The organism is Nonomuraea jabiensis (assembly GCF_014204795.1).
Taxonomy (GTDB): domain Bacteria; phylum Actinomycetota; class Actinomycetes; order Streptosporangiales; family Streptosporangiaceae; genus Nonomuraea; species Nonomuraea jabiensis.
The window spans coordinates 6,825,873-6,838,745 of record NZ_JACHMB010000001.1 but is presented as its reverse complement, the minus strand read 5'-3'; the positions used below and the strand labels follow the sequence as shown (position 1 = coordinate 6,838,745).

General features: G+C 72.5%; 14 protein-coding genes. 9 read left to right on the top strand and 5 right to left on the bottom strand.

The window, feature by feature from the left end; genetic code table 11:
- Nucleotides 1-107: 107 nt before the first annotated feature.
- A complete protein-coding gene (locus HD596_RS31275; protein ID WP_185072848.1) occupies nucleotides 108-1,043 on the top strand; it encodes a hypothetical protein in 936 nt (311 codons plus the stop codon).
- Here HD596_RS31275 and HD596_RS31270 read toward each other — a convergent pair.
- Entirely contained in the window at nucleotides 1,004-2,293 is a 1,290-nt protein-coding gene (locus HD596_RS31270) for a nucleotidyltransferase family protein (protein ID WP_185072847.1), read from the bottom strand. The two genes, HD596_RS31275 and HD596_RS31270, sit on opposite strands and share 40 nt — an antisense overlap.
- A gap of 202 nt (nucleotides 2,294-2,495) precedes the next feature.
- Here HD596_RS31270 and HD596_RS31265 point away from each other — a divergent pair, with 202 nt between their 5' ends.
- The 8 genes from HD596_RS31265 to HD596_RS31235 all read left to right on the top strand — a co-directional run bounded on the left by HD596_RS31265 (nucleotide 2,496) and on the right by HD596_RS31235 (nucleotide 9,185).
- Nucleotides 2,496-3,494, top strand: a complete 999-nt coding sequence (locus HD596_RS31265; RefSeq protein WP_185072846.1) for an alcohol dehydrogenase catalytic domain-containing protein — start codon at nucleotides 2,496-2,498, stop codon at nucleotides 3,492-3,494.
- A gap of 12 nt (nucleotides 3,495-3,506) precedes the next feature.
- Entirely contained in the window at nucleotides 3,507-4,790 is a 1,284-nt protein-coding gene (locus HD596_RS31260; protein WP_185072845.1) for a ferritin-like domain-containing protein, read from the top strand.
- Nucleotides 4,791-4,896: 106 nt separating this feature from the next.
- Nucleotides 4,897-5,556 carry a hypothetical protein gene (locus tag HD596_RS62270; protein ID WP_246554981.1) on the top strand — a complete coding sequence of 220 codons (660 nt, stop codon included), beginning with the start codon at nucleotides 4,897-4,899 and terminating at the stop codon, nucleotides 5,554-5,556.
- The gene (locus tag HD596_RS62265; protein ID WP_313045231.1) at nucleotides 5,553-6,662 is read left to right on the top strand and encodes an NAD(P)-dependent alcohol dehydrogenase; all 1,110 of its coding nucleotides are present in this window, start codon (nucleotides 5,553-5,555) and stop codon (nucleotides 6,660-6,662) included. Before HD596_RS62270 ends, HD596_RS62265 begins: the two co-directional genes overlap by 4 nt.
- Nucleotides 6,663-6,680: 18 nt before the next feature.
- The gene (locus HD596_RS31250; protein WP_185072843.1) at nucleotides 6,681-7,676 is read left to right on the top strand and encodes an alpha/beta fold hydrolase; all 996 of its coding nucleotides are present in this window, start codon (nucleotides 6,681-6,683) and stop codon (nucleotides 7,674-7,676) included.
- Nucleotides 7,677-7,678: 2 nt separating this feature from the next.
- Nucleotides 7,679-7,981, top strand: a complete 303-nt coding sequence (locus HD596_RS31245; protein WP_185072842.1) for a Nif11-like leader peptide family natural product precursor — start codon at nucleotides 7,679-7,681, stop codon at nucleotides 7,979-7,981.
- Nucleotides 7,978-8,298, top strand: coding sequence for a Nif11 family protein (locus HD596_RS31240; protein WP_185072841.1), 321 nt, complete (start codon nucleotides 7,978-7,980; stop codon nucleotides 8,296-8,298). The genes HD596_RS31245 and HD596_RS31240 overlap by 4 nt, the downstream gene beginning before the upstream one ends.
- The gene (locus HD596_RS31235) at nucleotides 8,295-9,185 is read left to right on the top strand and encodes an alpha/beta fold hydrolase (RefSeq protein WP_221519603.1); all 891 of its coding nucleotides are present in this window, start codon (nucleotides 8,295-8,297) and stop codon (nucleotides 9,183-9,185) included. The genes HD596_RS31240 and HD596_RS31235 overlap by 4 nt, the downstream gene beginning before the upstream one ends.
- 48 nt (nucleotides 9,186-9,233) lie before the next feature.
- Here the strand turns inward: HD596_RS31235 and HD596_RS31230 are convergent, their stop codons facing one another.
- The 4 genes from HD596_RS31230 to htpX all read right to left on the bottom strand — a co-directional run bounded on the left by HD596_RS31230 (nucleotide 9,234) and on the right by htpX (nucleotide 12,872).
- The gene (locus HD596_RS31230; protein ID WP_185072840.1) at nucleotides 9,234-9,836 is read right to left on the bottom strand and encodes an SIMPL domain-containing protein; all 603 of its coding nucleotides are present in this window, start codon (nucleotides 9,834-9,836) and stop codon (nucleotides 9,234-9,236) included.
- Between the two features lie 123 nt (nucleotides 9,837-9,959).
- Nucleotides 9,960-11,375 (bottom strand): alpha/beta fold hydrolase, encoded by a 1,416-nt coding sequence (locus HD596_RS31225; protein WP_185072839.1) that lies wholly within the window; start codon nucleotides 11,373-11,375, stop codon nucleotides 9,960-9,962.
- Between the two features lie 29 nt (nucleotides 11,376-11,404).
- Complete coding sequence (gene pspAB / locus HD596_RS31220; RefSeq protein ID WP_185072838.1) at nucleotides 11,405-11,965, bottom strand: PspA-associated protein PspAB; 561 nt, start codon at nucleotides 11,963-11,965, stop codon at nucleotides 11,405-11,407.
- Between the two features lie 7 nt (nucleotides 11,966-11,972).
- Nucleotides 11,973-12,872 carry a zinc metalloprotease HtpX gene (gene htpX, locus HD596_RS31215; RefSeq protein ID WP_185072837.1) on the bottom strand — a complete coding sequence of 300 codons (900 nt, stop codon included), beginning with the start codon at nucleotides 12,870-12,872 and terminating at the stop codon, nucleotides 11,973-11,975.
- Nucleotide 12,873: the final 1 nt, after the last annotated feature.

Sequence of the window (12,873 nt, the reverse complement as noted above, 5' to 3'; positions counted from 1 at the left end):
TTCCGGGTCGTCCGGAGCCTCGTCTCGGCTCTTTTCAAGGTGGCATTCCGACTGCTAGCACTAACTGATTCTTGGGCATTCCAGTCAAGACCCGGAAGGATACGGGCATGGTGACAGCCGTGTTGGGAACGCTGGCCGGCGCCGCGCTCGTGGCGGCGGTGTGGCTGAGCGTCGTGCTGACCGTGTTCACCCCCCGTGGCAGGCCGGGCCGGCTGGTCCGCGGCGTCCTGCGGGCCTTGGCCGGCCCCATCCTCGCGGTGGCCGGCCGGGTCCCGCCCGCCCTGCGGGAGCCGCTGCTCGACCTGTGCGGGCCGCTGGCCGTCGTCACGGTGGCCGCGATCTGGCTCGGGGTGTCCTCGGCCGGGTTCGCGCTGCTGGAGGGCACGCCGCTGCGGGAGGCCGAGTGGGCCTCCAGGCTGCTGATGGTGGCGGCCATCACGGCGTACCTGGTGCACTTCCTGGCCGCCTACGCCCGGCGGGAGCGGCTGGTGGCCAGGCTGGCCGGCAGCGTGTGCAACCCGCGCGACGCCGACACCATGCTCGCGTCCTACCTCAAGACCGGCTCGCGCGACCACCTCGACACCATGTTCGCCGAGTGGACGGGGTGGATGGCCGAGGTGGAGCACTCCCACCTCGCCCATCCGGCGCTCACGTTCCGCCGCCCCGCCGGCGACCTCGACTGGCTCAAGGCCGCGGTCATCGTCCTGGACGTGGCCGCGCTCATCGAGGCGCTCGCGCCGAGCTGGGCTCCGGCGCACACGAAGGCCCTGCTCGCGACGGGGACGCGCTGCATGCACCGGCTGACCCGCGGGCTGTGCATCACGCTGCCGCCCATCCCGGTCAGCCTGCAGGGGCGGGAGGAGCGCAACTTCTCCGACACGCTGCTGCTGGCCCACGAGGCGGGGCTGCCGGCCGAGCGCGACCCGGCGCAGGCGTGGACCGTCTTCCAGGACCTGCGCACCGGGTACGCGCCGCACGCCTACGCCATCGAGACCCGGCTCCGCTACGACCGGGTCGAGGAGCCGGACGACGTCGGCGACTGACGCTCTCCGCAGTGCCCGGCCCCTGTCACGGTCTGCCCCGGATAGGCGATGACGCCGCTGAGACCGGCGCCCTCGGCGACGCGTACCTCGTGGCCGAGCGCGGTGAAGCCGCCGATGACGGCCGGGCGCTCCAGCGACGAGTCCACCCTCGCCATCACGCCCACGTACGCGTCGCTGAGCCGGGCGCCCGGCCCGATGATCGCGCCGTCCAGGCAGGCCACCCGTTCCAGGCGGCACCACGGGTGCAGGTCCGCCTCGTCGCCGACGTACGAGTCGCGCAGCACGACGCCGGGGCCGATCTCGACGTCCCGGCCGATCCACGCGCCGGGGCCCACGTGGACGAGCCCGGCGGCCAGCTTCTCGGCCAGCGTCAGCCCGCTGACCTCGTCGCGGCGCGCCAGCGAGGAGGAGTGGATCACGGGCCCTTCCGGGAGCCGCAGGCTCGGGTAGCCGCCGGCCAGGGCCTCGGCCATGGTGAGCAGGTAGTCGCGGGGGTTGCCCAGGTCGCCCACCTTGGCCAGGGGCGAGCACATGACCCGGTGGCCGCGCGACACCAGCCACGGCAGCAGGTCGCCGCCCCAGTCGAGCCCCCGCCGGGCCAGCGCCGCCAGCTCGTCGGTGGCGCCCAGAGCGCGCAGCCTGGCGCAGTCCACCAGGTACAGCCCGGCGTTGATGGGCACCCTGGCCAGGTCGGCGGCCACCGCCGCGATGGTCTCCACGGGCGGTTTCTCGATGAACCGCTGGATCCGGCCGGCGCCGTCCGTGAGCACCAGCCCGTACGTGCCCGCCACCTCCGCCGCCGTCCGATGGACCAGGCCGACGGTCACCACCGCCCCGCTCGCCAGGTGGTCACGCGCCAGCGCCGCCAGGTCGAACTCGAACAGGGAGTCGGTCGGGAGCACCAGGGCGTGGCCGAGCAGGCCGTGCTCCTCGATCACGCTGAGCGTCGCCTGCCCGGAGCCGGTGTTGAACCGGTCCGTACGCGGCCGCGAATAGCGCACCGAGACCCCGAGCCGCTCGCCGTACCCCAGCGCCTCCTTGACCTGATAACGATTCTCCCGGCCGTTGGCCGCCACGTGGAAACTCGTTATTCCCTGGTCGCGCAGGGCCGCGACGAGCCATTCGATGACCGGCCGCCCGAGAAAAGGGACGGCGGCCTTGCTCCTTATGTGACCGGAACCTTCGAGGGTGAGCGGGCGGGCGCGGAGGCCACGGCCGCCGGCCAGTGCGATGGCGGCGACAGAAGGCATGGCAACCTCCAAGGACAGCGGGCGGTGACTTATTCGTACCATTCGCGCCGGGAATATGGCCGGTTTCGGCCGCCGAACGCCGTGATTTCGTCAGGTCCGCGGCTGACAAAAGCGCCGTGGTTTCCGTTAAGTCAGGGTGCCGCCGGCACGGGCCGGATATTTATCGTGGGCCTCCCTGGCGTGTCTCGCAAAGGAGGAGACCGTGCGCGCAGCCGTCATCACGCAACTCAACTCCGCATGGGAGTTCCAGGACCTCGCCGATCCCGAGCCCGGGCCCGGCCAGGTCGTCGTACGCATTCACGCGTGCGGCATGTGCTTCAGCGACGTGCTGGTCCACCGCGGCCACTGGCCGGTGCGGCTGCCGATCGTGCCGGGGCACGAGCCGGTGGGCGAGGTCGTGGCGCTCGGCCCCGGCGCCACCACCCTGCGGGTGGGCGACCGGGTGGGCGTCTCGTGGTTGCAGCGCGGCGAGGGGCGCTGCCTGCAGTGCCAGAGCTGGCATCCGGTGGCCTGTGAGCACACCACGACCTGGATGGACATGGGCGGCGGCTACGCCGACCTGATGGTGGCCTGGGAGTCGGGGTGCACGCTGCTGCCCGACGGCCTGGACTACACCGACGCGGCGGTGGCCTTCTGCGCCGGCTTCACCTCGATGAGCGGCCTGCGCAACGCCGACCCCCGGCCCGGCGAGCGCGTCTGCGTGCTGGGCGTCGGCGGGCTCGGGCACATGGCTGTGCAGCTGGCCGCCGCCATCGGCCTGGAGACGGTCGTGCTCACCACCTCGCCCGACAAGGCGGAGTACGCCAAGGAACTGGGCGCCGCCGAGGGCGTCGTGGTCGGCGACGACCCCGGCAAGGCGCTGGCCGACGCCGGCGGCGCCGACATCATCCTGGCCACCACCACCTCGGCGGACCTCGTCGCGCGCGTGCTGTCCGGCCTGCGCTACGGCGGGCGGCTGGTCACGATGGGCGTCACCGGCCCGCTGCAGATCGACGACATGACGACGCTGCTGTTCAAGCAGTGCTCCATCAAGGGCAGCACCCACAACAACCGCTCCGACCTCGTCGAGGTGCTCACGCTGATGGCGGCGGGCAAGGTCAGGCCGCGCGTGGAGACCTACCCGTTCGCCGAGATCAACGAGGTGCTCAAGCGGGTGGAGGCAGGCCAGGTGCGCTACCGCGCCGTACTCACCCCCAGCTGAGGAGGATCCCGCATGTCCGAGCCCCCGATCGTCATAGCGAACCGGGAGCACCTGTGGTGGCTGCTCAACGAGGCCTCACAGCTGGAACACATGATCCTGAGCCAGTACCTCTTCGCCGAGGCCAGCCTCAAGAGCGGGACGGAGGACGGCCTGACGGCCGAGCAGGCGAACGCGGTCGCCGGCTGGCGCAAGGTCCTGCACTCCATCGCGGTCGAGGAGATGCTCCACCTGGCGCTGGTGTCCAACCTGCTGGCCGCCATCGGCGCGGCCCCGACCTTCACCCGCCCGAACTTCCCGCAGCGCTCGGGATACTTCCCGTCGGGCATCCAGCTCGACCTGCTGCCCTTCGGCGAGCAGGCGTTGCGCCACTTCCTGTATCTGGAACGCCCCGAGGGCATGCAGCTGCAGGACGCCGAGGAGTTCCGGCCGGTGCCGCCCGCCCGCGCCCGGCTCGACCCCGCCGACCTCATGCCCAGGGGCCAGGAGTACGCGACGATCGGCCACCTGTACCGCGGGATCGAGGAGGGGCTGCGGGCGCTCTGCGCCCAGCTCGGGGAGCGCGCCGTGTTCGTCGGGTCCCCGCGCGCCCAGGCCACGCCGGAGCTGTTCCGCTGGCCCCAGCTCGTCGCGGTCACGGACCTGAAGTCCGCGTTCACGGCGGTCGATCTCATCATCGAGCAGGGCGAGGGCGCGCGCGGCTCCTGGGAGCAGGCCCACTACGGGCGCTTCCTCGCGGTGTGGCGGGAGTACGAGGAGCTGCGGGCGCGCGACCCGGGCTTCGACCCGGCGCGACCGGCGCTCGCCGCCTACCTCAGGCAGCCCTACGACATCGCCGATCCCCAGCCGCTCATCACCGACCCCGGCACCCGCCGGACGGCCGAGCTGGCGGCGGTGGCCTACGAGCTGGTGCTGCACCTGCTGACCAGGTTCTTCACGCACACCGACGAGAGCGAGGAGCAGCTGGGCCTGCTCGTCGGCACGTCGATCAGCATGATGGCCGACGTGCTGCGGCCGCTGGCCACCGCCATGACCACACTGCCCGTCGGCCCGGAGAATCCCGGCCGCACGGCGGGTTTCGCGTTCGAGATGTACTACGCCATGAGCAACTTCGTGCCCTGGCGCGAACCCTCGTGGGCGCTGCTGCACGAGCGCATGCGGGTGCTCGTGGAGCGCTGCAGGGCCGCCGAGAAGGCCGGCGGGCCGGCGTCCGCGGTCGCCGCGGCGGCCGGGGTCCGGGCGGCCGAGCTGGCCGAGCGGGTGCGCGCGCACGTGCCACCGGCGCTGCTCCCGTCGTAGGACTTCACGAATTACCTCGCGCGGCCCGGCCGACTTGCCAATGTACGCCCCGGCTCTTTGACGCCGGCCGGGCCGCCGGAAAAAGAATTGACTCATGCGAGGTGTGATGGAAACCAGCGCCGAATTCACGGTCGCGGAACTCTCCGGCCGATGGCGCAGCCCGGTCGCCGCCGAAGTATTCCCGGGAATATTCGGGGTGGACGACTTCTGGCTGCACAGTCCTTTCTGGGCCATTCATTTCAATGCCTACAAGGACCCCGGCTGCGACAGCCGGCTCTTCGAGCTCATCATCACGGGCATGTTCGAGCTCCTCGGTCCCAGCGAACGCACGCCCGGCGCGCGCGACGCCGATTTCTCCCGGACCAAGGTCTGCCTGCGCCTGTTCGACACAGGGCTCGTCGCCGGCGCCGACGAGGTGAAGGCGGGCAATGGCGACTGGCGGCCCGGCGAGTGGCAGGACGTCTCTCACGGCGGCTGCTCGATCCTGGACCTGCCGGGCGTGGACGAGTGCCCGCGGGAGTACGACCTGCTCGGCCTGGCCCGCTCGCACGGCCGGGACGAGGACCGGCTCTACTTCGGCCAGCGCCACCACGACGAGGCCGGCTCGATCTGGACGCGCCGCGCCCCCGGCCTGCTCGACTACTACGTGGTCCGCGTGGTCGGAGCTCCGCCCCAGGTCGGGGATGGCGCGGAGTGGGGGCCGGCGGAGTGGACCCACGTCACGAGCTCGTACACCCTCACCCCCGACGATCGGAGACCCTCGTGACCACCACCCAAGCCGCAGTCGTCGAATCGCCGGGAGCGGCGTTCACCCTCCGGGACGTCGAGCTGGACGCCCCCCGCCAGGGCGAGATCCTCGTCCGGATGAAGGCCGCCGGCATCTGCCACACCGACCTCACGGTGGCGGCGGGGCACATCCCGTTCCCGCTGCCGGGCGTGCTCGGGCACGAGGGCGCCGGCGTCGTGGAGGAGACGGGCCCGGGCGTGACCAAGGTCAAGCCGGGCGACCACGTCGTGCTCACCTTCACCTCGTGCGGGAGCTGCGCCTCCTGCCGCATCGGCCACCCCGCCTACTGCACCACCTGGATCCCGCAGAACCTCATCGGCGGCAAGCGGGCCGACGGCAGCTCGCCGATCAGCAGGGGCGGGGTCGCGCTCGGCGGCCGGTTCTTCGGCCAGTCGTCGTTCGCCCGCCACTCCGTCGCCGACGAGCGCAGCGTCGTCAAGGTCGACCCGGACCTGCCGTTCGAGCTGCTGGCCCCGCTGGCCTGCAGCGTCCAGACCGGCACCGGCGCGGTGTGGAACACGCTGCGCCCCGAGCCCGGCACGTCCATCGCGGTGATCGGCACGGGCGCGGTGGGCCTGGCCGCCGTCATGGGGGCGGCGCTCACCCCGGTCAGCCAGATCATCGCCGTGGGCCGGCAGGCGGCGCAGCTCGAACTGGCCGCCAAGATCGGCGCCACCCACACCGTCGACTCGACCGGCCTCGACCTGGCCGCCGAGCTGCGGAAGATCACCGGCGGCGCCGGCGTCGACTACGTGGTCGAGGCGGTGGGCAACCCCGACGTGCTGCGCGCCGGCATCGAGGCGCTCGCCCCGCGCGGCGCGGTGGCCGTCGTGGGCGCCCCGCCGTACGGGGTGGAGGTCTCGGTCGACGTGCACCGGCTGCTGCCGGGGCGGCGGATCCTGGGCGTCTGCGAGGGCGACAGCGACCCGGACCGGCTCATCCCGCTGCTGGCGCGGCTGATCCGCGGCGGCCGGCTGCCCGTGCAGCCGCTCATCAGGGAGTACGACTTCGCCGACATCCAGGCCGCGGCGGACGACTTCAGGTCCGGCAAGAACATCAAGACGATTCTGCGGTTCGACGCGTGACGACGTTTGGAGCCAGGAATGAACACCTTCGAGCTCGGCGACTTCCCGCTCACCTCAGGCGACACGCTGCCCGGCGCCCGGCTGGCGTACCAGACCTTCGGTGAGCTCAACCAGGCCAGGGACAACGTGGTCGTCTTCCCGACCTTCCTCGGCGCTCCCGCCGAGGTGCTCAACGGCTGGATCGGCGAGAACCGCGCGCTCGATCCCCGCACCCACTTCATCGTGCTGCCCGGCCACTTCGGCCTCCCGCCGTCCTCCGCGCCGAGCAACACCCCGTCGCGGCCCTTCCCCGCCGTCACCGTCGCCGACGACGTCATCGCCCAGCAGAGGCTGCTGGAGGAGGTCTTCGGCGTGCGCGAGATCCGGCTGGCGCTCGGCTGGTCGATCGGCGCGATCCAGGTGTACGAGTGGGCGCTGCGCTTCGGCGACCTCGTGCGCGGCATCGCCCCCATCGCCGGGGCGCCCACCCCGCCACCGTGGACCAAGCTCTGGCTGAAGACCGTGGTGGAGGAGCCCATCACCGCGGACCCCAACTACGCCGGGGGCGCCTACACGTCCGCGGCGAGCGTCAGCGGCGGCCTGGCGCGGGTCGCGCACGGCTCGGCGCTGACCGCCCCGCCCCGCACGTTCTATTACGCCGGCGCCGACGTCTGGCGCACCCTGGGCTTCGACAGCGTGGACGCGTTCGTCGAGGGCTTCTGGGAGGGCTTCTGGCTCCCGCAGGACCCGAACGACGTGGTCACCCAGGCCCGCAAGGCCCGCTCCGCCTGGCCGGGGGCCGAGGGCGAGTCCCTGCGGGAGGTCCTGGGCCGGATCAAGGCGAAGACCACGATCGCCGCCTTCACCGGCGACGCGCTGTTCCCGCCGGACGAGCTCAGGCAGTACGCCGAGTGGATCCCCGGCGCCACGTTCCGCCAGATCGACAGCGTCTACGGCCATCTGGCCACGTTCGGGCTGGCCGAGCCCGACGTGAAGGCCATCGACGACGTCATCAGACACGCCCTGGAGAGCTAGCCGTGGCCGAGGCGGAGTTCGTCAGGTTCCTGGAGGCGGCCCGGTCGGATCCCGGCCTGCTGGCCCGCTACTCCCCCATGGACCTCCCCCGGGTCCTGTTCCACGCCCGCAATGACGGGTTCGCGTTCACCGAGGACGACGCCGAGCGGGTCATCGGCCGGCTGGAGGCGGACGTCGTCATCCACAAGGACGAGGAGCCGTTCGACGGGAGCAGCACCCTGTGGCGGCACATGTGGGGCACGCGCTACCTCGACTACCTGGTCGACCACGTGGTCGCCCGCTACTCCCCCGAGGAGCTCGCATGAGCGAGGCCAACGTCATCGGGTTCCTGCGCGGCCTGGCCGAGCGGCCGGACCTGGTCGATCGGCTCAAGGACAAGTCCAAGGACGAGGTCATCGCGGCCGCCGCCGCGGCCGGGCAGCCGTTCACCGCGCAGGAGTTCAACGCGTTGATCTGGGACCTGGAGGCGCGGCTGGCGCGCGAGCGCGGCGAGGAGTTCGACGAGCGGTTCCCGCTCTGGAGCCTGCTGTGGGGCCGGTACTACCTGGAGTTCCTCGTCTTCGACCTCGTGCCCAGCCTCGACGAGACCGGCCTGCTGGTCGGATTGGAGCGCAAGCCATGATGCGAGACGCCCTCTACATCGGGCGCGAATGGAACGTCGAGCACGACCTGCGGGCGCCCGTGACCGGCGCCGAGCTCAGGTACACCGTGCTCGGCGAGGGCGAGCCCGTGCTGTGCATCCACGGCACCAGCATCGCCGACAGCCTCATCACCCCCATGCGGTTCTACCCGCCGCTGCTGCGGGACTACCGGCTCATCAGCTACTACCGGGCCGGCTACAACGGCAGCACGCTGGACAAGCCCGAGCTGAGCATCGAGGGCGGCGCGCAGCACGTCGCCGAGCTGCTCGACCACCTGGGCATCGAGAAGGCGCACATCATGGCCTTCTCGTTCGGCGGCGTGATCGCCTTCCAGTTCCTGCTGTCGTACCCGGAGCGGGCGCACAGCGCGATCCTGCTGGAGCCGTACCTGCCGCGTGAGGAGCCGGACGCGATCAGGGCCAACGTCGACGCCTTCATGAACGCGATGAAGCTGTACGAGACGGGCGACAAGCTCGGCGCCGCGCAGCTCTACATGGAGGCGGTGTGCGGGCCGAGCTTCCTGCCCGCGGTGGAGATGACCGGGCCGCTCGACGTGTGGGACCGCGTCGAGGCGTGCGTCGACACGACCTTCACCGTCGACTTCCCGGCGATCTCGCAGTGGGGCTTCAAGCCGTCGGAGGCCGACCGGCTGGTCACGCGGAAGCCGGACATGCCGGTGCTGGCGGTGATGGGCCTCGACAGCGAGTCGGTGATGCCGGGGTTCCGCGACGCCCAGCGCTTCCTCATGAACTGGCTGCCGCAGGCGGAGCGGTGCGGCATCCCCAACGCCACGCACGGGCTGCAGAGCATGAACCCGGTGGCCGTCGGCGAGGCCGCCCACGCCTTCCTCAAGCGCAACCCGATGTGAGATCCGTGCGCCCCGCCATCGGGTGGGGCGCACCGGGTCTAGCCGGGTCTAACCGAAGTCGTAGCCGAGCCAGACCGTCACCGTGAGGGACTGGCGGCCGGGGCTGATGGAGGCGCTGGTCTCGGCCGCCGCGGCGGCCAGGGTGAGGGGCTGAGGGCCGCCGCCCCTGACGTCCTCGCTCACCGAGACCACCCTGCCCAGCGGGCGCCCAGCCAGCTCGGCGTAGTGGGCGGCCTTGGCGGCGGCGTCGCGGAAGGCCCGCGTACGCGCCTGCCTCAGGACGCCCGACGGGTCCGACACCTCGAACGCCAGGCCGTTCAGCCGGGCCTCCTCCCCCACCCCGGCGACCGTGTCGATGACGTGGTCGGCCCTGGACAGGTCGCGGACGATCACCTCCACCCCCTGGACCGCCCGGTAGGCGGCCACCCTCGGGTAGACCTCGTACTCCGGGCCCAGCGACAGCTCCACCGTGCGCACGTCCTGCGCGGCGACGCCCTCCCGGGCCAGCGCCTCGGCCAGCCGGGCGGCGGCGGCCCGGACGGCGGTGAAGGACTCCGCGGCGGAGGCCCGGCGGACCTCGACGCCCGCGTGCAGCCGGAGGATGTCGGGTGCGGCCAGGACGGCGCCCTCGCCGACGACGGTGATGTCCACGCCTGCTCCCCTCGAACGGGTCCCGCGTCGATCCTAGAACGCCCGGCCCCATCCCGCCCGGCCCCATCCGGGCCGGCCTCATCCGGGCCGGCCTCATCCGGGCCGACCTCATCCGGGCCGACCTCATCCGGGTCGGCCGGTGCCCGGCGCGCTCAGGACGGCCTCCGCGACCGCCCCGGGGTCCTGGAGCTGGATCTGGTGGCCGCATTCCGGCAGGCGTACGAGCGTGGCCGACAGGGCCCCGGCCAGCCGCGCGTGGCCCAGGTCCGGCCCGCCGGCGCTGATCACGGTGACCGGCACGCCGGGGAACGGCATCTCCTCCCGCAGCCGCAGCAGGTCGGCGGCCATGTCGCGGCGGGCCAGCCACTCCCCCGCCGCCGCGGCGAGCACCTTGCCCGTGCGGTAGACGCCGTACGGGTCGGGCACGCCGACGAGCAGCCGGTGGGCGGCGGGCCCGGCCAGGCGGGCCACGGCGGTCGCGCCCCACGTGCCGCCCAGGGCGGGCAGCCACCGGCCGGCGCTCCTGGCCGGCGCGGACGGCGTGCGCTCCGTGACCGGGGCCGGATCCACCAGGACGAGCTTGGCCACGCGCAGCGGGTGCAGCCTGGCGAACGCCTCCGCGTGCCAGCAGGCCACGCCGTGGGCGACGACGGTCACCTGCTCGGGATGGGACGGCGCCAGCGCGGCCAGGCGGGCCACCTCGGTGTACAGGGTGGGCGGGGCGGTCGCGTGCGGGCTGAGGCCGAGGCCGCAGCGGTCGAAGCGGATGACGTGACGGGTGCCGGCCAGCAGCCCGGCCACCGCGCCCCAGTGGAACCAGGCGCCCCCGAGCTCGGCCGTGATCAGCACGACGGGCCCGGCGCCCTGCTCGACCACGTGCGGCCCGGCGAATCCGCCTTCGTGATCGACCGCCTCCGCCATGATCGGCGGGACGGGCGGGTCGTCGGTGATGAGCAGGTGGACGGCCACGTACACCAGCCAGACCGCGAACAGCGTGAGCTGCGCCCGGTGGGCGAGCCCCACCCCGTGCCGGTCGGCGAGCGCGGCGGCGGTGAGCAGCGTGGCCGCCAGCCCCAGCCACGTGAACAGCCACGACACCCACGACCGCCAGCGCGCGCTGAGCAGCACCATCGCGGCCAGCAGGGCGCCCGTGGACAGCGCGCCGGCCAGCTGGTGCACGTGATGCGCCGACGACACGACCCGCCGCCCGCAGTACGGGTCGCTCAGCGTGGCGCAGTCCAGCGGGAACAGCCCCGCCGCGAACGTGAACAGCCCGAACGCCGCCAGCGCCAGCCAGGCCTGCCACTCGCGCGCCACCCTCGGCACCAGCGCCACCCCGGCCGCGCAGGCCAGCCCCGCCAGCGCGTCGCTGGTGCGGAACAGCCGCGTCCACGGCTGGTCGCGGGCGGCCAGCTCGCTGACGTACCCGTCGGTCCTGTCGACCTCCGGCGTGGTGAACTGGCCGGTGATCCACGCACTGCCCAGCACGGCCGCCACGATGAACGCGGAAGCCGCGAGGACGTACAATCTTCGCTCCACGTGATCATTAGATCACTCAGGGTGTCCGGTCAGAGGCCGGGCGCGCCCCAGACCGGGAACCATCGGCCGAGATCCTTCTCCAGCGGCAGCTCGCCCTCGAGGGCGCCCCGGACCTGCAGTTCGAGCGCGTTGTCCCGCCGCTGAGCGTCGAGCGGGGCGAACGGGTAGAAGGTCCCGCGTTTGTAGAGGTACACCACGGCCACCCGGCGGCCGTCGCCCTCGGATCGGAACGACGCCAGCGAGCACAGCAGGGACGGCCCGAACCCGGCCGACTCCAGCGACGAGTTGACGGCGTGCAGCTCGGTGACCAGGTCGCCGAGCGCGTCGGGCGAGCGGCGCACCAGGAGCCAGGTGTAGCCGTAGGAGTCGCGCGACTCCTCGACGCGCTCGCCGAGCAGCTCCTTGACGTCGCGTTCCAGCGTGGCGAAGGCGCCGCCCTCCGCGGCCCTGAAGGCCACCGAGCCGAGGCCCGTGGGCACGAGCCCGGTCGCGGCCTGCAGCGTCACGGCCGCCGACGGCAGCGCGAACAGCGCGTCGAGGTTGGGCTTGACCGGCTTCGACCGGCCGAGCAGGGCGTCCAGCCAGCCCATGCCGGGATCAGCCCCTTCCGAGCTGCCGGGAGATGTCCGTCAGCTGCGCCAGCCGCCGGTCGAGCGGCGGGTGGGTGGAGAACAGGTTGGCCAGCGCCTGGCCCGGGGCAGCCGCCGGGGCGAAGTAGAAGGCGTTGAACGGCGCCGCCTCGCGCAGGTCCTGGGTTGGGATCCTGGCCATGTCACCGCTGATCTTGACCAGCGCGCTCGCCAGGGCCGAGGGGCGCTGGGTGAGCAGGGCGCCGGCGCGGTCGGCCGACAGCTCGCGGTAGCGCGACAGGGCGCGGGTGAGCAGGAAGCTGATCGCGTACACGACGACGGAGACGAGCAGGATGATCAGGCCGACGGGCACCCCGCCCTGGTTGCCGTTGCGGCGGCCGCCCAGCCCCGCGTAGAGGGCGAACCTGGTCATGAGCCCCGCCACGATGCCCAGGAACGAGGCGATCGTCATGACGGCGACGTCACGGTGGGCGACGTGCGACAACTCGTGCGAGAGAACCCCTTCGAGCTCCTGGGGCTCCAGGCGGCGCAGGATGCCGGTCGTCACGCAGACGACGGCGTTGTTCTGGTTGCGGCCGGTGGCGAACGCGTTGGGGACGTCGGAATCGGCGATCGCCACTCTCGGCTTGGGCATGTCGGCGAGCGCGCACAGCCGGTCGATCAGGCCGTGCAGCTCGGGGGCCTCCTGTGGCGTGACCTCCCGCCCGTGCATCGCGAACAGCGCGATCCGGTCGGACAGGAAGTACTGCACGAACAGCAGGCCCCCGGCTATCACCAGCACGGTCAGCGCCTGTACGCCCAGGGCGATCAGGACGCCGATGAACACGACATAGAGCAGCCCGAGCAGGAACATCGTCACGACCATGCGCGTGGTCAGCCCACGGTCGGACGCGAACCGCGTACTCACG

Bases quoted from the DNA above. Each gene is read 5' to 3' on its own strand.
- HD596_RS31275 (WP_185072848.1), top strand. From the start codon at position 108: ATGGTGACAGCCGTGTTGGGAACGCTGGCCGGCGCCGCGCTCGTGGCG.
- HD596_RS31270 (WP_185072847.1), bottom strand. From the start codon at position 2,293: ATGCCTTCTGTCGCCGCCATCGCACTGGCCGGCGGCCGTGGCCTCCGC.
- HD596_RS31260 (WP_185072845.1), top strand. From the start codon at position 3,507: ATGTCCGAGCCCCCGATCGTCATAGCGAACCGGGAGCACCTGTGGTGG.
- HD596_RS62270 (WP_246554981.1), top strand. From the start codon at position 4,897: ATGGAAACCAGCGCCGAATTCACGGTCGCGGAACTCTCCGGCCGATGG.
- HD596_RS31250 (WP_185072843.1), top strand. From the start codon at position 6,681: ATGAACACCTTCGAGCTCGGCGACTTCCCGCTCACCTCAGGCGACACG.
- HD596_RS31240 (WP_185072841.1), top strand. From the start codon at position 7,978: ATGAGCGAGGCCAACGTCATCGGGTTCCTGCGCGGCCTGGCCGAGCGG.
- HD596_RS31235 (WP_221519603.1), top strand. From the start codon at position 8,295: ATGATGCGAGACGCCCTCTACATCGGGCGCGAATGGAACGTCGAGCAC.
- pspAB (WP_185072838.1), bottom strand. From the start codon at position 11,965: ATGGGCTGGCTGGACGCCCTGCTCGGCCGGTCGAAGCCGGTCAAGCCC.